Below are 22051 nucleotides of genomic sequence, written 5' to 3'. Positions count from 1 at the left end.
GGCTTGCTCCAGGGCGGAAAGGCTTCCAGAATCGGTTGCCTGAGTTTGTTGCGACTGGCCTTGTGGGCAGACGACGTAAAAAATTCTTGGATGACCGGCGTGGTACCCGGCGTTGTGTAGTTTTACTACAAATCTCCGGCCAATTCAGCTTTTTGACTTGTATATACAGTAGTAAAACTACAGCTTAGCGATGTTTTCGCTCGCGTTGCAATGTCAGATAAAACGGTAATTCCGGTTAAAAGATCAAATGAAAAACCTAAAATCAGTGCTGGCAATCAAAGAAAACAAATCTCCAGCAATTTTTAACCTTTGTTCGACAGTCCTGTCAGCGACAGGTGCTGGCTACCGGGGCAGGTAGTCTTTCGAACGCCGATCTAGGATAGACCATGAGCCTACCCTCGCTGGCTGAGTTGCCGGCCATCCTGCTGCCGTTGGTCACTCGTGCACAACAGTCGTTCCGCGCATCGCTCGACGCGCTGACGGACGCCGACAAGGCTCGGTTCGACACTTGGCCCCATGCTCGACTGGTGGCGTTCGACCGCGTCTGCGGCGCCAGCGATTTCGTGGCCGAGCATGTGGCCCGCGATCCACTGATGCTCCTCGAACTGGCCGAATCCGGCGAGCTGGAGCGCAGTTTTGGCGAAGGCGAGCTACACGCCCAAATTGCGCGAGCGGTCATTCAAGCGACCACCGACGATGAACTGGGGCGTAATCTACGTCGTCAGCGCACGCGCCAGCAAGTGCGAATTATCTGGCGTGATCTGACGAGGCAGGCCGATCTGGTGGAAACCTGCCGTGACCTTTCCGACATGGCCGATGGCAGCATCGACCTTGCCTATCGATGGCTTTATGAGCGTCATTGCCAGCAATTCGGCACGCCGACCGGCCGTCGGACGGGCGAGCCGCAGCAGATGGTCATCCTCGGCATGGGCAAGCTGGGCGCCGTGGAGCTGAACCTTTCCTCGGACATCGATCTGATCTTCGCCTATCCCGAAGGCGGCGAGACTCAAGGCGTGAAGCGGGCGCTGGATAATCAGGAATTTTTCATCCGGCTCGGCCAGCGGCTGATCAAGGCACTGGACCCGGTGACGGTTGATGGCTTCGTGTTTCGCGTCGACATGCGCCTGCGTCCGTATGGCTCCTCTGGCGCGCTGGTACTGAGCTTCAACGCGCTGGAGCAGTACTACCAGGATCAGGGCCGTGACTGGGAACGCTACGCGATGATCAAGGCCCGGGTGGTCGGTGGCGATCGGGCCAAGGGCGACGAGCTGCTGGAGATGCTGCGCCCGTTCGTCTATCGGCGGTATCTGGACTTCTCCGCGATTGAAGCGCTGCGCACGATGAAGCAGTTGATTCAGCAGGAGGTCCGGCGCAAAGGGATGGCCGAGAACATCAAGCTGGGCTCGGGCGGCATTCGCGAAGTCGAATTCATTGCGCAGGCCTTTCAGTTGATCCATGGCGGGCGCGACCTCAGCCTGCAACAGCGGCCGTTGCTCAAGGTGCTGCGTACGCTCGAAGGGCAAGGCTACTTGCCTGCGGCGGTGATTGACGAGTTGCGCCAGGGCTATGAGTTTCTGCGTTACACCGAGCACGCCATCCAGGCGATCGCCGACCGTCAGACCCAGATGTTGCCCGATGGCGCGCAGGATCAGGCGCGTATCGCGTTCATCATGGGCTTTGCCGACTGGAACAGCTTTCACGAAAAGCTCATGTATTGGCGTGGCCGGGTCGACTGGCATTTCCGTCAGGTCATCGCCGACCCGGATGAGGAAGAAGGTCAGCCAGAAGGTGGCGAGGAGATCGTCGGAGGTGAGTGGCTGCCTCTGTGGGAAGAGTCCCAGAACGAGGAAAGCGCCTGCCGCCAGTTACAGGAAGGCGGGTTCGCGGATGCGGAAAAGGCCTTGAAGCACCTCAGCAATCTGCGCAACAGCTCCCAGTTGCGCTCGATGCAGCGGCTGGGACGCGAACGCCTGGACGCCTTCATTCCTCGCCTGCTGGCGCAAGCGGTCGAACACGACAATCCCGATCTGATCCTTGAGCGGGTCCTGCCGCTGGTCGAGGCCGTGGCGCGGCGTTCGGCCTATCTGGTCTTGCTGACTGAAAACCCTGGCGCGTTACGCCGTTTGCTTACGCTGTGTGCAGCCAGCCCGTGGATCGCCGAGCAGATTGCGCGTTTCCCGCTGCTGCTCGATGAATTGCTCAATGAAGGCCGTCTGTTCAGCCCGCCGCAGGCCCCGGAACTGGCCGCCGAGCTGCGCGAGCGTTTGACGCGCATCCCCGAGGACGACCTCGAACAGCAAATGGAGGCGCTGCGGCATTTCAAGCTCGCGCACCGTTTGCGCGTGGCCGCCTCGGAGATCACCGGCAGCCTGCCGCTGATGAAGGTCAGCGATTACCTGACCTGGCTGGCCGAGGCGATTCTGGAGCAGGTACTGGCGCTGGCATGGCGTCACACGGTTGCCCGGCATGGCGCGCCGCGTCGCCCTGATGGCAGCGTGTGCGACCCGGGTTTCGTGATCGTCGGTTACGGGAAAGTCGGCGGCATCGAGTTGGGCCATGGTTCGGATCTGGACCTGGTGTTCATTCATGATGGTGACCCGCAGGCCGAAACCGACGGTCCCAAACCCATCGACGGCGCACAGTTCTTTACCCGGTTGGGGCAGCGGATCATTCACTTGATCACGACGCAGACCAACTCTGGGCAGTTGTATGAGGTGGACATGCGCTTGCGGCCTTCGGGTGCCGCCGGGCTGCTGGTCAGCTCCCTCGGCGCGTTTTCCCGCTATCAGGAGAAGGAGGCCTGGACATGGGAGCATCAGGCGCTGGTCCGTGCACGGGTGCTGGTCGGCAGTGCCGATGTGGGGCGCGGGTTCGAGGCTGTGCGTGCCGCCGTACTGGGGCGCGAGCGCGATCTGGACACGTTGCGCCAGGAGGTCAGCGAGATGCGCGCTAAAATGCGCGACAACCTCGGGACTCGGGCCACTGCGGCGGGCAAGGGGCCAAATGCCTTCGAAGCCACGGCCTCCTTCGATCTCAAGCAGGACGCCGGTGGTATCGTCGATATCGAATTTATGGTGCAATACGCGGCCCTGGCGTGGTCCAGAGAGCATCCCGCACTGCTTCGCTACACCGATAACATCCGGATTCTCGAAGGCCTGGAAGAGGCGGGTCTGATGCCTGCCGCCGATGCCAGCCTGCTGCGCGAGGTGTATAAAGCCTACCGTTCAGCGGCCCATCGACAGGCGCTGCAAAAAGATGCGGGCGTTGTCTCCGGCGATCAGTTTGCCTCCGAGCGGCGCGAAGTGATGCGGATCTGGGTGCAGTTGGGGTTGAGTTAAGGCATGCAGGATTCTTCACTGAATCCTGGGGCCTCATCGCGAGCGAGCTCACTCCTACAGAGATTGAATATCCCCTGTAGACGCGCGCTTGTTCCTGCAGTGGTCAATTACCCCTGTAGGAGTGAGCTTGCTCGCGATGACGTCAGTGAAAGCGCTGCAAGGTCTGGATGTAATGGACCTATATAAAGCTATGACAGGGAGGCGTCAGGCTGTGTGGAAGCGTCACGCAGTCTGATGAGCCTCCCTGCTCGTTTCTGGTCGTTTTTGGATTGAGCATGAGAATTCTGATCGTAGGGCCCAGCTGGGTCGGTGACATGGTGATGGCGCAAACGCTGTTCCAGTGCCTGAAGCAGCGTCACCCGCAATGCCAAATCGATGTATTGGCGCCCGAGTGGAGCCGGCCGATCCTTGAGCGCATGCCAGAGGTGCGCACGGCCTTGAGCTTTCCGCTCGGCCATGGTGCGCTGGAGCTGGCGACTCGTCGCCGTATCGGCAAATCCCTCAAAGGCCAGTACGACCAGGCGATCCTGCTGCCGAATTCCTTGAAGTCGGCGCTCGTCCCGTTCTTCGCGGGCATCCCGAAGCGCACCGGCTGGCGTGGCGAGTTTCGCTACGGCCTGCTTAACGACGTGCGCACGCTGGATAAGCAGAAATATCCGCTGATGATCGAGCGCTTCATGGCGCTGGCCTACGACAAGGACGCCGAGCTGCCGCGTCCGTACCCAAAACCTGCTCTGCGCATCGAGCCCGCCAGTCGTGATGCCGCGCTGGCCAAGTTCGGCCTGTCGCTGGATCGTCCCGTGCTCGCGCTGTGTCCGGGCGCCGAGTTCGGCGAATCCAAGCGCTGGCCATCCGAGCATTACGCCAGTGTCGCCGAAGCGAAAATTCGTGAGGGCTGGCAAGTGTGGCTGTTCGGCTCGAAGAACGACCACGCGGTTGGCGAGAGCATTCGGGAGCGGTTGATTCCGGGGCTGCGCGAGGAGTCGACCAACCTCAGTGGCGGCACTTCTCTGGCCGAGGCCATCGACTTGTTGTCCTGCGCCGACGGCGTGGTGTCCAACGATTCGGGCCTGATGCATGTCGCCGCTGCACTGAATCGGCCCCTTGTTGCCGTCTACGGTTCGACATCACCGGGATTCACTCCGCCGCTGGCCGATCAGGTCGAAATCGTTCAGTTGGGCATCGAATGCAGCCCGTGCTTCGAGCGCACCTGTCGTTTCGGTCACTACAACTGCTTGCGCCTGCTGGAGCCCGAATCGGTGATTCAAGCCCTCGGTCGCCTGGGCGGCACGCCGGTCGAGGTCGCCTGACTTGCGGGTACTGCTGATCAAAACCTCGTCGCTGGGTGATGTGATCCATACATTGCCTGCACTGACCGACGCTGCTCGCGCACTGCCTGGCATCCAGTTCGACTGGGTGGTGGAAGAGGGGTTTTCCGAAATTCCGGCGTGGCATCCGGCTGTCTCCACGGTGATCCCGGTGGCGATTCGGCGGTGGCGTAAAAACCTTTGGCAGACCCTGAAAACGGGCGAGTGGCGGCGGTTCAAGCAGCGTCTGCGCGATACTCGGTACGATCTGGTGATCGACGCCCAAGGCTTGTTGAAGAGCGCCTGGCTGACGCGTTACGTCAAGGCGCCGATCGCCGGGCTCGACAAACTTTCTGCGCGTGAACCAATGGCCGCGCGCTTCTACGACCGGCCGTATCCTGTGGCCCGTGGTCAGCATGCGGTCGAGCGTCTGCGCCAGTTGTTCGCCCAGGCGTTGGGCTATGACGTCCCGGCAGGGCTCGGTGACTACGGACTGGATCGAAGCCGTCTGCTCGATGCCGATGGCGGGGCGCCTTACGTGCTGTTCCTGCATGGGACTACCTGGGTGACCAAGCATTGGCCTGAGGTGTATTGGCGCCAGCTTGCCGAGCGCATGATCGGCCAAGGGCTCGAGGTTCATCTGCCTTGGGGCAACCCTGCGGAAAAGGCACGCGCCGAGCGCATCGCCCTTGGCCTTGATAAAGCGCACGTCCTGCCCAAACTGAATCTGGCGGGCGTTGCCAGAGTGCTGGCCGGTGCTCAGGGCTGCGTTGCCGTCGACACCGGGCTGGGGCATCTGGCCGCTGCGCTGGATGTGCCGACGTTGTCGCTGTTCGGCCCGACCAACCCCGGGCTGACCGGCGCTTATGGCAAATCGCAGGTTCACCTCGCGGGCGATTACCCGGCCTGCGCGCCGTGCCTGCAGAAGAAATGCACTTATCAACCGACGCCTGAAGACAAGCGTCAGTTCGATACCGAACGCGAGTGGCCGATGTGCTTCACTCGCCTGAATCCCGAGCGAGTAGCGAGCCAGTTGGGTTCGCTGTTGCTGGCAAAGGAACATCCGTGATGCAACTGGCATTCGTGCTTTATAAATACTTTCCTTTCGGCGGCCTGCAGCGCGACTTCATGCGCATTGCGCTGGAGTGTCAGCGGCGCGGCCATTCGATCCGCGTCTACACGCTGATCTGGGAAGGTGACGTGCCTCCTGGCTTCGAAGTGCTGGTGGCGCCAGTCAAGGCGATCTTCAACCATCGTCGTAACGAAAAACTGACCGACTGGATGAATGCCGACCTGGCCAGGCGTCCCGTGGATCGTCTGATCGGCTTCAACAAAATGCCTGGGCTGGACGTGTACTACGCCGCCGACGGTTGCTATGAGGACAAAGCGCAGAACCTGCGCCACGGCCTGTACAAGTACTGGGGCCGTTATCGCCATTTCGCCGACTACGAGCGCGCCGTGTTCGCCAAGGATGCGAAAACCGAAGTGCTGATGATTTCCGAAGTCCAGCAGCCGCTGTTCATCAAGCACTACGACACCCCGCTCGAACGATTTCATCTGCTGCCGCCCGGGATTTCTCAGGATCGCCGCGCGCCCGCCAATGCTGCCCAGATCCGTGCCGAGTTTCGTCGCGAATTCAATCTGGCCGATGACGACTTGCTGTTGGTGCAGATCGGCTCGGGCTTCAAGACCAAAGGCGTCGATCGCAGCCTCAAGGCGCTCGCGGCGCTGCCCCCGGAATTGAAAAAACGCACGCGACTGTTTGTAATCGGGCAGGACGACCCCAAGGTATTCCAGCTGCAAAGCACGGCGCTCGGGTTGAGCGACAACGTCACTTTCATGAAGGGGCGCAGCGACATCCCGCGTTTCCTGTTGGGGGCGGACCTGCTTATTCATCCGGCTTACAACGAGAACACCGGCACCGTGCTGCTTGAAGCGCTGGTGGCTGGGCTGCCGGTGCTGGTCAGCGCGGTGTGTGGTTATGCTCACTACATCGCTGAGGCCGACAGCGGCCTGGTACTCGACGAACCGCTGGAGCAAAGCCAGCTCAATCAATACCTGGCCCGCATGCTCAAGGACGATGCCGCGCGCAGCACCTGGAGCCGGAACGGGCTGGCATTCGCCGACACGGCTGATCTTTACAGCATGCCGCAGCATGCTGCGGATGTGATTCTGGCGGAGCACCACGGATGAAACTGATCCTTGCTGAACCCTTCAAGAGCCTCTGGGCCGGGCGCGATGCGTTCGAGGCGGTCGAAGCGCTGCAAGGCCAGGTCTATCGCGAGCTCGAAGGCCGGCGCACGCTGCGCACCGAAGTCGACGGGCGCGGTTATTTCGTCAAAATCCATCGCGGCATCGGCTGGGGCGAAGTGGCGAAGAATCTTCTGTCGGCCAAGTTGCCGGTGCTCGGCGCCGGCCAGGAATGGCAGGCGATCAACCGTTTGCATGAAGTCGGCGTGCCCACCATGACGTCCGTGGCCTACGGCGAGCGCGGCAACAATCCTGCCGCCCAGCATTCGTTCATCATCACCGAGGAGCTGGCACCGACCGAAAGCCTGGAAGACGTCAGCATCAACTGGCGCAACGAGCCGCCAGAGCCGCGGATGAAGCGCGCCTACATTGCCGAGGTTGCGCGGCTGGTCGGCATGATGCATCGCGCCGGGGTCAATCATCGCGACTGCTACATCTGCCATTTCCTGCTGCACACCGACAAGCCGGTCACGCCCGAAGACTTCAGGCTGTCGGTCATCGACCTGCACCGTGCCCAGACCCGCTCTGCGATCCCGATGCGCTGGCGCAACAAGGATCTGGCGGCGCTGTATTTTTCAGCGATGGATATCGGCCTGACGCGCCGCGACAAGTTGCGCTTTCTCAAGGGCTACTTTCAGCAGCCGCTGCGCAGGATTCTGGCCGAAGAGTCTGCGCTGCTCAGCTGGCTGGAGGGCAAGGCCGAGAAGCTGTATCAGCGCAAACTGCGCTATGGGGATGCGCTCTGATGGCGGGCTGGAATCTTGAATCTGCCTACGCTGAGCTCGCTGACGATTTCGGCACGCTGGACGCCGTATTCGCCCTCAAAGGCGAGCGCCTGACGCGTGATCCGCTGTCGGAAGTGATTCGGGTCGAGCGCAACGGCGTGAACTACTACGTCAAACGCTATGTGGCGGCAGGCAAGGGTTTGCGCCGTTACCTGGGCCGACCACGGGTCAAGTCCGAGTGGCAGAACCTCAAGCGTTTCGCCAAATGGGGCATTCCGACCGCCGAAGTCGTGGCCTGGGGACTGGAGCGTAATGGCGCCGCTTATGATCGCGGCGCGTTGATCACCCGCGAGCTGCCGCGCACCGAGGATCTGTCCGATCTGGCCAAACACAAGGATCTTCGCCTGCATGACCGCGCCTGGGTCGACGCCATCAGCCGGCAGGTCGCGCGCTATACCCGGACGATGCACGACCACCACTTCACCCACAATGACCTGAAGTGGCGCAATCTGCTGGTGGACGACCAATCGACCGTATTCCTGATCGACTGCCCCAACGGCGCGTTCTGGGTCAGCTTCATGTTGCGTTATCGCATCACCAAGGATCTGGCCTGCCTGGACAAAGTCGCCAAATATCACCTTTCCGCGACTCAGCGTCTGCGCTTTTATCTGCAGTATCGCGGGCGCGAACGCTTGAACGATTCGGACAAGAAGCGCATCCGTCATATCGTCGGTTTTTTCGAGGGGCGTGAATGAGTGTTTTCATCGCAGACGCCGACCGAGGCTTGCTCGAGCGTCATGGTCTGGCTGATTTCGATTCGCTGTGGGATGTCGAACTCGATGCCGTGGACGAGCCCAATACCGGACGCGGCGGCTGGAGCAGCGTATTCCGGCTGGAGCTGGAAGGCTCCGGTTACTACCTCAAGCGCCAGAGCAATTACTTGACGCGCACGCTGCATCACCCGCTGGGCGAGCCTTCGTTCTCCCGCGAGTTTCGCAATATCAGCCTGTATCAGAAGCTCGGCATCCCGGCGCTGCACGCCGTGTTCTACGGCGAGAAGAAGATCGACGGCGAGCGCCGCGCAATCCTGATGACCCGCGCGCTGGACGGCTGGACCGATCTGGATACTTTGCTGCAGCAGTGGAACGACCTGACCGCGACCCAGCGCCTGGCGATTCTGCAGGCGTGTGGCACGCTGGCCCGTACGCTGCATCAGGCGGGTCAGGTGCATGGCTGTTTTTACCCCAAACATATTTTCCTCAAGGCCCGTGGCGGCGCCTATCTGGCGCAGTTGATCGATCTTGAGAAAACCCGCAAGTCGATCTTCGGCCAGCGTGATCGGGTCAAGGACATCGAGCCATTGCTGCGTCGGGCGCCGGTCTGGAATGAGGCCGAGATCCGCGAAATGCTGTCCGCCTACCTTCAGGCCCCCGGCGACAGCGGACTGGTCGATGCATGGTGGCAGCGGCTGGCGAAACGAGGCAGTCATAAGCGCAGCGGCCGGTAAGCAGGATTTGGATTGGCATGCAGGTCTGTGACAGTGAGCTGCGTGCCTGATGGGCCACTGATTAGGGGTCGAGCTGATGAAAGAGGGCGCCGATGCGTTTGTCTGAACTGAAAAACGCCGGTCGCACGCCAGCGCTGCCAATGAGCATTGCGCTGGCCGACGCTGCGGGTCCGGCCGAATTACAGCTGTTGAGCCTGCTGCGCGTCCTGCCGGGCCAGCGTTATGTGGGCGCGGGAATCTGGCGGGGCCGGCCGGTGCTGGCCAAACTGCTGGTCGGCCAGAAGGCGCCCCGGCATTTTCAGCGCGAGCGCGCCGGTGTCCAGTTGCTCGCTGCGCAGGGCCTGACCACCCCGTTGCTGCTCGCCGACGGGCTCGAGGACGGCGAGGGCGGCTGGCTGCTGTTCGAGTTTCTCAATCAGGCTCAAAGCCTGGGCGAGGCGTGGACGGCGGTGGAACATCTGCCAGCGCTGGCCGATGAACAGCAAGCCGTGCTGGGTGACGCGTTAACCGCAGTCGGCCAGATGCACGCCAAGGGGCTTTGGCAGGAAGACCTTCACCTGGACAACCTGCTGCGTCAGGACGGCAAGCTGTACTTGATCGACGGCGCGGGTATTCGTGTGGAGGAGGCTGGCAAGCCATTGTCCCGGCAGAAAGTGCTGGAAAACCTCGGCGTGTTCTTCGCCCAGCTGCCTAAATCGCTGGAACCCTTTACTGAAGAATTGCTCGTCTACTACCTGCTGAGCAACGGCGAACACGGTCTGCCGGTCGAGGCCCTGCAGAAGCAGATCGACAAAGTACGCAGCTGGCGGCTGAAGGATTATCTGACCAAGATCGGCCGGGAATGCAGCCTCTTCGCCGTGAAAGACGGGCCGTTTGCCTTGCGCGCAATCCGCCGCGAGGAAGAAGCCGCGATGCTGCCGGTGCTCGACAACGCTGATGCGCTGATCGACAGCGGTCATCTGTACAAGACCGGTGGCGCGGCCAGCGTGGCAAGAGCCGACGTCGCAGGGCGGGCCCTGGTGATCAAGCGTTACAACATCAAGAATTTCGCGCACTGGCTCAAGCGGTTCTGGCGGCCCAGCCGTGCCTGGCATTCATGGCGTGAAGGCAATCGGCTGATGTTTCTCGGCATTGCAACGCCCAGGCCGCTCGCGCTGTTGGAGCAGCGGTTTTTCTGGCTGCGGCGCAAAGCGTATCTGATAACCGAGCACCTGCCGGGGCCCGACATCATCGAGCGGTTCGCGCCCTACGTGGCTAATGCAGATGCTCCCGAAAGAGAGTTGCAGGCGCTGGACACGCTGTTTGCACAGCTGATTCGTGAACGCATCAGCCACGGCGATCTGAAAGGGCATAACGTGTTCTGGCAGCAGGATCGATGGGCGTTGATCGATCTGGACGCCATGTGTCAGCACGGCTCCCAGAGTGCATTCGCCGCTGCGTTCGCCAGGGATCGCGCGCGTTTCATGCGCAACTGGCCCGCCGACAGCGCGCTGCACCAATTGCTGGAGCAGCGTATTCCCACCGTCTCGAAAACCCTCGAATAAGCCTGAGGGCGCGACTCACCGCAGGGTGAATCGCGCCCGTTCACGCTCAGGCCACGTGTTTGAGTTTCATCTGCACGAGTGCGTCAGTCAGCGACGCGAGGTCATCGAAGGGCTTGAGATGCACCTTAGGCCAGGCGTCTCGCTCGATGTAAAACTTGCCTTCGCCATTGAGTCGCACAGGCGTTCGCTTGAGCGTTCTGTCCCGAGAGCGATGGATGATCATCGGGTGCGCCGAATCGCTCTGTTCCAGCAAGAACATGCCGGGATTATAGAGGCGATCGCCGAGCGGAACCGCCAGTTGCGCGCGGGGCTTGAGCTCGATTTCAACCCTGAAATCGTTCTTGAGAAACACCTGCCCGCTCGCGATGCCCTGACTCACGTCTTCGCCGGGATCGAGCATGATGCCTCGGCCTTTGCCTGACGCTACGTCCAACACGCGCACACCGATGGCGCGCTCCAGTTCGGCAATGCCGGGCACGCTGTTCTTGAAGGTGTTGGCGTGTGAATTGCCGACCAGCGCTATCCATTTGTGCGCCCCCATGACGCTTTGATGTCTGCGGATCGTTCGTGAGGCGAAATAGCTGAACACCTGCTGGCGCGTCGAGCCGGACGTCGTTGGGAGGTTGCGGATGAAGTAGGAAGCTGCGCAATCGATCGCACGAACCTCGACACCGTGGCGTCGGGCTTGCAGCAACAGGTTCTCGAAGGTATAGACGCCCTCCTTGTCGGTGCGGAAGCCTTTGTCCATGGCCTTGATGTCATGCAGCAGGGTCTTGCTCATCAAGCCCGTTTCGGCGAACAGATCGAGGTCAGCCTGATGCAGGTCCGTCAGCAGATGCTCCATATAAAGCGTCTTCACGTTTTGCTTCGACAGATACTCCAGGTTGTCCAGGATCAGGCGCTTGCTCGCAATCGCGCCATGGGATTCGCCGATGACAACGCCAGAAGTGTTTTCGTAAAGCTCTTCCAGAAACATGCTGATTGGCGTGTCAGCCTTGATGTCCGGCATGGCCACGCGAGCGGGCAACTTGGCGGACAGCACCTCGCGGGCGCTTTTTTGCAGCGAGGCGGCCAGTTCGAAAAACGTATTGCGAACCTCTGCCAGCTCGGTTTCCGGGAAGAAGTAGTTCGGGTTCAGGCCCCGATGCCGGAAGTAGGCGAGCTCATGAAAGATTGGTCGCATGGTCGCAGGTAGCTGATAGCTGTCATCGATCAACGATATCTGAATGGCGTTGAGTGCCGGGTCCTTCGGCCATTGGGAAGCCTGCGCTCGCGCCCAGTAACCGTCGGCATGCCACTGGAAACCGTGTTCACCGGCGTAGAGATTGGCCGCCAGCTTGCGCTGCGAGACGAAGGATTTGCGCTGCGGGTCCAGACCCCATTCCAGAGGCGAGCGGCGCTCCAGCAAGTTGTACAGCGCATCATCCAGTGCCGTCGAAGGCTCTGCTGCCGCGGCGCTCGTGCCTGCCGTCGGCGTGACGTGGGCGCATGGGATTTCTACCCGGAAATCGCCTCGGGTCTGTGTCGCGCCGAGGGCATCGTCAATGTCGCGGGCAATCAGTTGAGCCTGGCCCTGCGGCACCTCGACGACACGAAGACTGATTACCCCCTGCAGCTCACTGATGCCTGGCTGCTGCTGCCAGTTGTTTGCGATCCGATGGTCGAGCAGCGCGATCCAGCGGCGTTGAGGCTGAGCCTGAACGTCATCGCTGATGACCTTGTTGCCGAAAAACGCTGACATCTTGTGCTGCGCCAGCGGGTCGCCCAGTGCCGCGCTCACCTCGCTGTCGGCGTAGTCATAGCTGACCGAGGAGCTGAACGGCTTGACCTCGATGCCGTGTCGATGGGCGGCCTTGATCACGTGGTAGTAATCGTATTTGTCGCTGCGGCTCTTCAGCGCACCATCGTTGACGGTGTCCAGATAGTGTTTGAGCTGATGCGAACCGCTGCGGGTCTTGCTCCCCAGCGCTTTGTATTTCTGCAGCTTGTGCACGTGCTGATCGGTCTGCAAATGCTCCAGATAAAGCACCTCGATTTTCTGCTCGGCAAGCAGCGGCATGTTGTCGATCAGCAGCTGTTTGCTGGCGATCAGCGTCGGCGCCTCGCCGATCACCAGACCATTGGTGTCCTTGAGCGCCGCCTTCAAGAAAGCTTCGACGGAGGGGTCGCCCTCCAGTTGGGGCAGCTCTGGCTTGGTCTTCAGGACGGGCTGCTGGAAGAACGCCGCTGCGTCGCGGTACAGGTTCTGACGCAGCGTGGAGTAGGTTTCGCGCCCGGCCAGGAAAATGTCGTCGAACATGAAGCGAAGATGGCCGGTGCTGTCGCTGTAGCTCTCGGCCTGTCGGACGCTGACGATGCCAAACACATAAGGCTGCAGGGCTTCGGGCATCTCATAATCGCTCACGCTGCTCGCGGCAGTGGTCAGTCCTGCAGCGGTCTCGTCAAGCGACTGATAGACGGGCAGGACGCCGCCGCGCAACTTCAGCGGCTCAAGGATTTCCCACAGGCCTTGCTCGTTGCGTCGTACCGGCTGCCTGCCGAAAAAGGCGAACGGATTACCCGGATCCACGATCTGCCAGATACGGATGCTGGCGTCGTACTGGACCTGAAAAACCTGGTCGTGCATCGAGATGTAACACTTGCCGCGGAGCATCGTCACGCCCTGGGCATGGGCAGCATCAAGGCGCGTGCCTTCGGCCAGCGACACGTTCACGACGTAAGCGGGGTTCGCGTTGTCTTGCTGCAAGGCTTTCCAGGTTCCGCTGACGTCGGTTTCTGCGAAATGACCGGTGGGCTGCAGAGTGTCCGGCCGCAGTGCATGGGTACGGTACAGCGGCGCGTGACGACGGGTTTTGGAAGCAGCCGTCCAGAACACTTCATCCTGCACGATCACCGGTGTGAGAGGGCCTTGGGTTTTAACGCCCGGCAGGCTGGATGTGGGGATAGCTTGATCGCTGCGCGCGACGCGTTTCAGCACGCCGCCCAGGCCCTTCATTCCAGAGTACAGGTCGCCCGCCGAACCTGCTGCATTCAGCCATGCGCTGAGGACATACAGACTTGCGGTTTCATGGTCGCGCTCATGCAACGCTGCCAATGCGCGATAGCTGTCGACGCCGGCCATGACCATGCCGACTGCGAAGCTCGCTGGCGGAAAGGGCAGGGTCAGCACGATTGCGACCATCTCCACGCTGCTCCAGATCAGCCGGGCCAGCATGTCGGCGCGCCCGGTAGTCGTGGCCTGTGCATCGGCAATCTTGCGCTCGATGATGTGGTTGAAGCACACATCGTGCAGATCGGTCAGAGGCCGATCCGCGAAGGCGGGCGCCATGCCTTTGCCCTTTTTCAGGTCGGCCAGTGCGAACGCCAATGAACGCCCGGCGCCAGCACGACCGCGCTTGAGGTAGTAGTCGCCCATGCCGTCGCGCAGCAAGGTGTTGCTGAACGATTCGAGTGGGCGAAACGCGTATCCGTCCGGCGCCTGCGGTGTATAGAGCAAAGCCTGCGACGCTGCGCCCGGACCTTCAGGGCGCAGCAGGTAACAGCCCTGCAGGGTTTCAACCTTCACGGCGACCGCCAGCACATCGACTTTCAGTTGCAGCGGGTAAACCGGGAAACGGGCGCGCAGGACAGGATCAGTCGAATGCAGGTTTTCGAAGGTGCGGCTCAGCCACTGATGCTGCCCGACATCGATCTGCCCTTTGAGCAGGCTGCGCAATGCATCGGCGCTCATCTGCAGTTGCGTCAGCAGCAGGCTCTGGCGTCTGCGCCAGGCGTAGCCTTCGCTTTGAGGATCGAGCAGTTGGCTGCGGATTTTCTCCACATATCTGTCGAGCACCCATTGACCGTGCACAGAGCGAGCGACTTTGCTCGGGGTCAGCATGCTCAGGTCCACACCGGCAGGGCCGTTGAACGATGCCGTGGTGTCGGCGGTGGGCGTGAGCATGCCCAGGCTGTCGTCATAGCCGTCACGCAACATGCGCGTGTAAGTCAGGGTTTCTCGGGGAGAGGAGATGATGAGCTGATCAGGATCGACAGTACCGTCGGGCAGCCCCAGCAATTCGTTGATCTTCCGTGAAGCGTGGTCGTGTACGAACGCCTCGAAATCCGGTACCTGAGTGTGGGCCTGTGCCTCGTAGCGTGAGCGCGCGGCAACAAGGGCATCCTCCAGCGCCACCAACTGCTGGCGCTGTTCCTTCGAGGCATTCAAGTACCAGTCGGGCGTGTGCTGACGTTGCTCGGCCAGCTTCATTTGTATGTGTGCCGACACCAGCCCGCGCAGGCCGGCGTCATAATCGGGACAGGTCGAGTAGCTGACGAAATTATCGGGTGGTGCGGGAAGCTCAGCCAACCGTTGCAATTGGGTTGCCAGCGCAGCCTGATGCGTTGGCGCGACGTGGGCCACGAGAAACTCGCTCAACTCCGTGCTGCGACTCCAGCTCACCAGTTCATTGAGCAGCTGGCGTTCACTGGTGAAGTGTTGAAAGCGCTGAGCACGCGGAATGTCCGCCGCGTACAGCATCAGGCTGTCGAGCTCGCCCGCGTCGTTGAGCGTGCGCAGCACCAGAACGCCGCCCAGTGTATCGCGTCCGTTGAGCACCAGTCGCTGGATCGTGACGTTGTGATTTTTTGGCGCCGTGGTCGCCGGATTCAAGGACTCGATCAGCGCATACCCGCCTGGCGAAAGATGCCCCTGAAGCGCCGCAGCATAGCCGTGGGTCAACAGTTGACGATGCATGACCTCGCGCATCTGTCGCTGAGTCGTTTCCGAGCCGTAGATCTGCCGTTGTGCCTGCCCAAACGCTCTGCGCAGATCCAGTTCGTCGATGAGCTTCGCCAGATACGCGAGTGTCAATCGCTCGTGACTCGACGTGAGCGGGCGGCCGTTCAGCGTGACCTGCGTTTCAGTCAGAAAGCTCGACCCCGCCAACGAGTCGCCGGGGTGCAAGCCGATCAGCCCGAGCTGGGTCAGCGAGCGGCTGTTGGTGTAGGTCTGCGCCACGCCGGGCAGCGGGCGCTGGGTCGACAAGCGCAATTGGTCAGGATCGACGTCATGACCCAGGTCGTTGGCAATGCGTGCGCGCAGGTGGCTGCGGGCGTAATGTTCTGGCGAAGCCGCGTCGCCCATTACACTGGTCAGCACGCTGATCGCCTGGCCGGTTTCCTCCAGCGCGCGGGCATAGTGCTGACGTTCCTGGACCGTTGCCATTTTCAGCCAGTCCGGCCACCTTTGGCGTTCACTGCGCAGCCAGCGGCGATGTTCGATCGCTACGATCATGCCGTCGGGCCCCCAGGATTTCGGCATGCGCATCAGGGCATCCAGACGCGCGGCGAAGGCCTCGGTGCCCACGGCGCTCGTTGCGAACAGTTCGTTGATGTCGCCACGCTGCTTGTCTAGCAGGCGGTCGAAGGCGTAGTCGAAGGCCGAGCCCTTGATGCGTGTCAGCCGCCAGTCCGAGGCAGTCCAGTTTTCCAGGAAGAGGTCGCCCTCGGCCTGAATGCCCGACCAGGCGTCGCGAGTGCTTTCCGGCAGCGTGCGCAGCAAAGGCAGGCGCAGAACGGGATGGTTGATGCGTCGGGTCAGCTCGTCCGTCATCGCCTGTTTTGAAGTGAAGCCTTCACCGCTTTGCCCCGGCAAGGACAGCAACGTCTGGCCGTTCTCTGCGGTGGAGATGATCGCGCCGGCGATCTCGATCCAGCGTCCTTCGTCGATCTGCAACTGCAACGAGCTGAATTCGACGCGCGCTTGCTCGTCAGCCCCCGGCAGGCAGCGTTGATAATCGGCGTGCAACTCGCCTTCCTCGATGCTCAATGACACATCGTCGCGCAGGGCCAGTTCGAGCCCCGTCACAAATAATTCACGTCGCGAAATGTCCCGGGCACTGGCCTGGCTCCAGAACTGCGCGATGCGCGCGTTCAGATGATCGACCTGCTCCGTTGGCGTTATCCCGATCGGGTCATCCGTACTGGTACTGGCCGCAGGCAGATGATCGAGCTCGGCTTCAAATATCCTGGACAGCGTCGTCAGGCGATCGAGCGCGGGCGGATTGAATGTCTGTGTTTCCATGGCGTATTGCGTTCCTGTCATGAACTCCGCGAAGGGTCGCAGAGCCGGGCGCCGGGCCCGTCGATTCGTTGAGCTTCGAATCAATCAGAACGCTGATGGGGTGAGGTGCTAAATAGTTATCGCGTGGGCCAGGCTGTGCGGTGACACCCATCTGAATAGATCGCAACACGCTTCATTTACCCGCGACCAAATCCGGCGCCGTTACGCTATAATCCCGCCCTTTAGCTGCCCGCCGCACTCGCGCCAGGCACACCTTATTTGTCAGGCGCATGACGCCTGCATGCAGACTGAAGAGGCTAGACCCTAGTGGCATTGACGATCCTTGGCCTGTCCGGCGCCCTTAGCCATGATCCTTCCGCAGCCCTGTACATCGACGGCAAGCTGATTGCTGCTGCCGAAGAAGAGCGTTTCGTTCGCGACAAGCATGCCAAGAACCGCATGCCGTACGAATCGGCCAAGTTCTGCCTCGAGCAGGCGGGCATCAAGCCCTCGGACGTCGATGTCGTGGCCATCCCGTTTGCCCCGATCAGCCTGTTCGGTGAGGCGCGCTGGCACTATGCCAAGCGTTACTGGTACGCCCCGGATCGTGCGCTCGACGCCATCCTGATGGGTAACCGTCGCTACAAGCGCTATCGCAACAAGATCATCTGGTGCCTGGAGCAGTTGGGTTTCGACCCGAAGAAGATCAAGATCGAACCGGTCGAGCACCACCTGGCACACGCCTCCAGCGCTTATCACTGCTCCGGCTTTCAAGAGAAGACCGCGATCCTCGGCATCGACGGCAAAGGTGAATACGCCACGACGTTCTTCGGCTATGGCGAAAACGGCAAGATCCACAAGATCAAGGAATTCTACGATCCCGATTCCTTGGGCGGCCTGTACGGTGCGATCACTGAATTCCTCGGTTTCGAGATGCTCGATGGCGAGTTCAAGGTCATGGGCATGGCGCCGTATGGCGACGCCAGCAAGTACGACTTCTCGCGTCTGGCCAGTTTCGAGAACGGCGAACTGGTCATCAACACCGAGTACGCCAACGTCATCGGCCTGCGTCGTTACAAAGAGAAGGGCAAGGGCTTCTATTTCTCGCCGAAGCTGATCGAGTGGCTGGGCCCGAAACGTGAGGGCGACATCGCCGACGAGCCTTACATCCATTACGCCGCCAGCATGCAGGCGCTGTTCGAGAAGCTGGCGCTGCAGATGATGGATCACTATCTGGGCGACATCCTCAAGGAAACCGGCAAGATTGCCTTCGCGGGCGGTTGCGCGCTGAACGTCAAGCTCAACCAGAAGATCATCGCGCGTCCCGAGGTGAAAGAACTGTTCGTGCAGCCTGCTTCCGGTGATGCCGGGACCGCTGTCGGCGCCGCTGCGTACGTGTCCCATGCTCGTGGCGTGCCAGTCGAGAAGATGGAGCACGTATACCTTGGCCCTTCGTACAGCAACGAAGATGTCATTGCCGCCTGCGCGCGCCATCCGAGCCAGCCGAAATGGCGCAAGCTCGAGAACATGCCCGAGCAGATCGCAAAGATCATGGTCGATGGCAATCCCGTGGCCTGGTTCCAGGGACGTATGGAGTTCGGTCCACGCGCGCTCGGCGGTCGTTCGATCATCGGTTGCCCAAGCGTGGCCGGCGTGGCCGATCGCATCAACCATCAGATCAAGTTCCGCGAGCGATGGAGGCCTTTCTGCCCGTCGATGCTCGACACCGTCGCTCCACAGATGATCAAGATCGATCACCCGGCGCCCTTCATGACGTTCACGTTCGAAGTGGCTGAAGAGTGGAAGACCCGCGTTCCGGAAGTCGTCCATGAAGACGGCACTTCTCGCGCCCAGGTGCTCAAGCGCGAATACAATCCGCGCTACTACGACATGATGAAAGCGCTGGAGAACCTCACCGGCAACGGCGTGTCGCTCAACACCTCGCTGAACCGTCGTGGCGAGCCAATGATCTGCTCGCCGACCGACGCCTTGAATATGTTCTTCGGCTCGGACCTGCAGTACCTGATCATGGAAGACATCCTGGTGGTCAAAGACGGCGCAGACGCTTATGACACGCTCGGCTGAGCGCCATGTTCTGCAGTTCTGTCACGGCTATGACGGGCCGTTTCTGGACTGCGCCCGGCAATATGCCAGCCTGTTCGCAGGCAAGGGATACCGTGTCACCACGGTATTCCTGACCGGAGCCGCTGACCCTGAGGTGGCATCCGCCTGCGCCTCGGACGAAGTGCTGTTCATGGAGTACAGCTCCAGGGCCATTCGCGGCCTGAAGCTGGGCGCCATTCGTGATCTGCGGAAGATCGCTGCTTCGCGGGATTTTGTCTTCTGCATCGCTCATCGTTTCAAACCGGTTTATATCGCACTGTTAGCCACCGGTTTGCCGGTGATCGGCGTACATCACGCCTACGGTGACTACACCCGACGCAGCCGCAAGCTGTTCGCGCACCTGTTCCGCATGCGCCTGAGCCTTCTCGGGGTGTCCGATGCTGTGCGTGATGATCTGCGAAAAGCTCTGCCGAAATGGCCGACCGGCCGAATTCAGACGCTTTATAACCGCATCGACGTGGACGGGCTCGCGACTACGCTGTTGCCCCGTGAACAGGCCCGCGAAGCACTTGGGCTCGCTCAGGATGCTTGGGTCGTCGGCAACGTCGGACGGCTGCATCCGGACAAGGATCAGGCCACGCTGCTGCGCGGGTTCGCTCAGGCATTGCCGAATCTTCCGGCCGACAGCCAGTTGGTTATTCTCGGTACCGGACGGCTGGAGCAGGACCTCAAAGAGCTGGCAATGGAGCTGGGTATCGGCCATCAGGTGATGCTATTGGGGCAAGTGCCCCAGGCCAGTCGCTATTTCAAGGCGTTCGATGTGTTTGCCCTGAGTTCGGATCATGAGCCGTTCGGCATGGTGCTGCTCGAGGCCATGGTCGCCGGCGTGCCACTCATTGCGACGGCCTGCGGCGGGGCAAAGGAAGTCGTCGAAGGTGTGGGCATTCTCTTTCCTCTGGGCGATGGCGAGCATCTGGCTCAGGGCCTGGTGCATCTGTCGCGGCTGGATGCCGAGCAGCGACAGTCCTGTGCTTTGTTGATGATGCAGCGTCTGCACGACACCTTTTCGGATGATGCCGTGCGCAAGGTCTTCTGGCGCTTGCCCCAAGTCACCGATAGTCTGCCGGATATGTAACCCGCTTTTAACTGGCTAAAAGAACCATGGACGAGTTCACCGTCAGTGCGGGCTCGTATTGCTTTCAAGTTGATCTATCGGATTTGTAATGGTCAGTAGTATTTGGTCGTCTCGCTTTCGTTTTTGCTCATCACTCTTTGCTGCTCTTGCGATACTTGCCATGTTCCTCGGTTCATTCTGGTGGCCGGGCACATCGAGTGCGTGGGCGTCGTTCATCCGCATCGCATTGCTCTTGTCGCTGCTCGCTTCGTTCGGGCTGTTCAGCCGTCGTTCGCTGTCGCTGAATCCGCTGATCATCGCGATGGCGGTGCTGTTCGGCTATATGTTCCTGAACAGCTTCTTTTCCGGGGATAACTTTCAGTCCACGCGTCGATTGGTGCTTATCTGCCTGTTTATCGCAGCGGTCAGCGCGATTAAGCCGCAGTCCGTCCTTAACTGGACGCGCATCATGCAGATCGGCGTCTGTCTCGCGACAGGCTTTGCGCTGTTTTCGATGGTCAATCTCATGAGCCACGGCGCCTTCAAGTTTGGTTACCGGGAAATGAAGCTGGCCACCTCTGGCGTGATCAATGTCGCTGATTTCGGCAATACCATCGTGGCAGGTATGCACTATGCCTTCTTCCTGATCGCGGGCGCGTGGCTGATGCTGACGGCTGAAAAGCGCCGCGAAAGCCTCTTCTGGCTGCTGTGCTGCGCCGTTCTGGCCGTGTACCTCTATTTCACGTTTGCCCGCAGCGCGTGGATGGGTGGTGCGGCCGGCTGTCTGCTGCTGGTCTGTGTGATGACTCAAGGCAAGGTCCGTCGCAGCCTGTTGATCGCCATTGCTGTCGGTATCGTGGCGATTGCGATTCTGGGCTTCCGGGAGCTGATGTTCGAAGTGAACGTGCGAGGCGTCACCGGGCGTAATGAAGTCTGGAGCATGATCTTTTCGCGTCTGACGGATCACTGGTGGTTTGGCCGAGGCGCGGGCACGGCGCTGGGTCAGGTGCGCCTGCACACAGGGCAAATCGTCGGCAACACCCACAGCCTTTATCTCGAAGTGCTCTATCAGCTGGGTATCGTCGGTCTGGCCCTGCTTGTGATCGCGATGGCATTCGCTGCGGTCAGTCTGTCCCGTGCGCTGGCGCGTTCGAAAGAGGCGGGACTCTGGATCGCACTGCTTGCAGGCATTGCGGTTGTCATGGTGGTTGAGCTGCACACGTTCATTGGCACGCCGGGACTTGTGTGGATGTGGCTGTGGCTCCCGCTCGCCGGGGCCATCGCTGTGTCGAGGGAGGTTGCGCACCGTGAAGGTTGAGAGCAGGGGCGATGCCCGCTGGCTGATCGCGCCGGATCTGGAGTTGCAGCTCCAGGATTTTGTGACGGTGCGCGACGCCTTCAGCGGGCCGGTGTTCCTGCTCGCGTCAGGTCCGTCTGCCAGCCATTTCCCGCTGCATGATCATCGGAACTGTCCGGTCATTGCCATGAATGGCTCCGTGCTGCGGTGCATCGAGCAGGGCATCCGCCCCTTCTTCTATCTCTGCGACGATCCTAACTTCGTCATGGGGCGCCCGGAACTTGCGATCAAGGGCGCGCTTCATGGCGAGCGTCTGGCAATGAGTCTGGACGTGCTCGAGCAGATTCACGCGGCTGACCGCACGGCTCTGCAGGGCAAAAAGGTCTACCTGCTGGAGCGGGTCAATCGCAGCGACCGCAAACCGATCCTCTCCGATCGCGCGTATGCCTGGTCAATTCGTCACGATCCTGAGCTGATCTCGAACTTCTCGCTGTTGCGGCGTAAGCCTAACCGGATCGGGTTCAGCCTGAATCTGGCGCGGGGCTATTTTGGCAGCCGGACCATCCCTTTTGCAGGGCTTCAGTTGTCTTGCCATCTGGGGTTTCGCCAGGCGTTTCTGATCGGCGTGGATTTGCGTCAGCAGGGCGGGCGTTTCTACGAGCAGGGTCAGGCTGCGCTGCCGAGCAGCCTGGATGAGGATTTCGAGCAGTACATCTTGCCCAGCTTTGAGCTGATGGCAAAAAAGATTGCGCCGCGCACCGGCTTGCAGGTGTTCAATCTGTCGCTGGAAAGCCGCTTGCCCCACAGTGTCGTGCCGAAACTGACCGTCCAGCAGCTTGATGAGCTGCTGCCACGCGGCTGA

General features: G+C 60.9%; 13 protein-coding genes. 12 read left to right on the top strand and 1 reads right to left on the bottom strand.

Annotation, left to right across the window (positions count from 1 at the left end):
- Window positions 1-386 precede the first annotated feature (386 nt).
- The 8 genes from glnE to BMZ10_RS17955 all read left to right on the top strand — a co-directional run bounded on the left by glnE (window position 387) and on the right by BMZ10_RS17955 (window position 10671).
- Entirely contained in the window at window positions 387-3338 is a 2952-nt protein-coding gene (gene glnE / locus BMZ10_RS17990) for a bifunctional [glutamate--ammonia ligase]-adenylyl-L-tyrosine phosphorylase/[glutamate--ammonia-ligase] adenylyltransferase (RefSeq protein ID WP_093465212.1), read from the top strand.
- Window positions 3339-3613: 275 nt separating this feature from the next.
- The gene (waaF, locus tag BMZ10_RS17985; protein WP_093465209.1) at window positions 3614-4648 is read left to right on the top strand and encodes a lipopolysaccharide heptosyltransferase II; all 1035 of its coding nucleotides are present in this window, start codon (window positions 3614-3616) and stop codon (window positions 4646-4648) included.
- Window position 4649: 1 nt separating this feature from the next.
- Window positions 4650-5714, top strand: coding sequence for a lipopolysaccharide heptosyltransferase I (waaC, locus tag BMZ10_RS17980; protein ID WP_093465206.1), 1065 nt, complete (start codon window positions 4650-4652; stop codon window positions 5712-5714).
- Entirely contained in the window at window positions 5714-6838 is a 1125-nt protein-coding gene (locus tag BMZ10_RS17975) for a glycosyltransferase family 4 protein (protein ID WP_093465203.1), read from the top strand. Before waaC ends, BMZ10_RS17975 begins: the two co-directional genes overlap by 1 nt.
- Window positions 6835-7641 (top strand): lipopolysaccharide core heptose(I) kinase RfaP, encoded by an 807-nt coding sequence (gene rfaP, locus BMZ10_RS17970; RefSeq protein WP_093465200.1) that lies wholly within the window; start codon window positions 6835-6837, stop codon window positions 7639-7641. Before BMZ10_RS17975 ends, rfaP begins: the two co-directional genes overlap by 4 nt.
- Window positions 7641-8375, top strand: a complete 735-nt coding sequence (locus BMZ10_RS17965; RefSeq protein WP_093465197.1) for a lipopolysaccharide kinase InaA family protein — start codon at window positions 7641-7643, stop codon at window positions 8373-8375. Before rfaP ends, BMZ10_RS17965 begins: the two co-directional genes overlap by 1 nt.
- Complete coding sequence (locus tag BMZ10_RS17960; RefSeq protein WP_093465194.1) at window positions 8372-9127, top strand: lipopolysaccharide kinase InaA family protein; 756 nt, start codon at window positions 8372-8374, stop codon at window positions 9125-9127. The genes BMZ10_RS17965 and BMZ10_RS17960 overlap by 4 nt, the downstream gene beginning before the upstream one ends.
- Before the next feature lie 92 nt (window positions 9128-9219).
- On the top strand, window positions 9220-10671 hold the full coding sequence (locus BMZ10_RS17955) for a lipopolysaccharide kinase InaA family protein (protein WP_093465192.1): 1452 nt from the start codon (window positions 9220-9222) through the stop codon (window positions 10669-10671).
- Window positions 10672-10717: 46 nt separating this feature from the next.
- On the opposite strand, the gene BMZ10_RS17950 is transcribed toward BMZ10_RS17955, so the two are convergent.
- A complete protein-coding gene (locus BMZ10_RS17950; protein WP_177182156.1) occupies window positions 10718-16735 on the bottom strand; it encodes a membrane-targeted effector domain-containing toxin in 6018 nt (2005 codons plus the stop codon).
- 306 nt (window positions 16736-17041) lie between these two features.
- Here BMZ10_RS17950 and BMZ10_RS17945 point away from each other — a divergent pair, with 306 nt between their 5' ends.
- The 4 genes from BMZ10_RS17945 to BMZ10_RS17930 all read left to right on the top strand — a co-directional run bounded on the left by BMZ10_RS17945 (window position 17042) and on the right by BMZ10_RS17930 (window position 22051).
- Window positions 17042-18799, top strand: a complete 1758-nt coding sequence (locus BMZ10_RS17945) for a carbamoyltransferase family protein (protein WP_093465187.1) — start codon at window positions 17042-17044, stop codon at window positions 18797-18799.
- Window positions 18783-19913: a glycosyltransferase gene (locus tag BMZ10_RS17940; RefSeq protein ID WP_093465184.1), complete on the top strand. Its 1131-nt coding sequence runs from the start codon at window positions 18783-18785 to the stop codon at window positions 19911-19913. The genes BMZ10_RS17945 and BMZ10_RS17940 overlap by 17 nt, the downstream gene beginning before the upstream one ends.
- A gap of 160 nt (window positions 19914-20073) precedes the next feature.
- Window positions 20074-21210: an O-antigen ligase family protein gene (locus BMZ10_RS17935; RefSeq protein ID WP_177182155.1), complete on the top strand. Its 1137-nt coding sequence runs from the start codon at window positions 20074-20076 to the stop codon at window positions 21208-21210.
- Window positions 21200-22051, top strand: a complete 852-nt coding sequence (locus BMZ10_RS17930; RefSeq protein WP_093465178.1) for a hypothetical protein — start codon at window positions 21200-21202, stop codon at window positions 22049-22051. The genes BMZ10_RS17935 and BMZ10_RS17930 overlap by 11 nt, the downstream gene beginning before the upstream one ends.

Source organism: Pseudomonas sp. NFR16 (assembly GCF_900108875.1).
GTDB lineage: Bacteria > Pseudomonadota > Gammaproteobacteria > Pseudomonadales > Pseudomonadaceae > Aquipseudomonas.
Note: the sequence above shows the minus strand (reverse complement) of the source record. Positions and strands in the feature narration are given on the sequence as shown.

What these genes read in the sequence shown, in the direction of transcription:
- BMZ10_RS17975 (WP_093465203.1), top strand. Translation starts at nt 5,714, where the DNA reads ATGCAACTGGCATTCGTGCTTTATAAATACTTTCCTTTCGGCGGCCTG.
- BMZ10_RS17950 (WP_177182156.1), bottom strand. Translation starts at nt 16,735, where the DNA reads ATGGAAACACAGACATTCAATCCGCCCGCGCTCGATCGCCTGACGACG.
- BMZ10_RS17960 (WP_093465194.1), top strand. Translation starts at nt 8,372, where the DNA reads ATGAGTGTTTTCATCGCAGACGCCGACCGAGGCTTGCTCGAGCGTCAT.
- BMZ10_RS17955 (WP_093465192.1), top strand. Translation starts at nt 9,220, where the DNA reads ATGCGTTTGTCTGAACTGAAAAACGCCGGTCGCACGCCAGCGCTGCCA.
- BMZ10_RS17935 (WP_177182155.1), top strand. Translation starts at nt 20,074, where the DNA reads ATGTTCCTCGGTTCATTCTGGTGGCCGGGCACATCGAGTGCGTGGGCG.
- waaF (WP_093465209.1), top strand. Translation starts at nt 3,614, where the DNA reads ATGAGAATTCTGATCGTAGGGCCCAGCTGGGTCGGTGACATGGTGATG.
- rfaP (WP_093465200.1), top strand. Translation starts at nt 6,835, where the DNA reads ATGAAACTGATCCTTGCTGAACCCTTCAAGAGCCTCTGGGCCGGGCGC.
- glnE (WP_093465212.1), top strand. Translation starts at nt 387, where the DNA reads ATGAGCCTACCCTCGCTGGCTGAGTTGCCGGCCATCCTGCTGCCGTTG.
- BMZ10_RS17965 (WP_093465197.1), top strand. Translation starts at nt 7,641, where the DNA reads ATGGCGGGCTGGAATCTTGAATCTGCCTACGCTGAGCTCGCTGACGAT.
- BMZ10_RS17940 (WP_093465184.1), top strand. Translation starts at nt 18,783, where the DNA reads ATGACACGCTCGGCTGAGCGCCATGTTCTGCAGTTCTGTCACGGCTAT.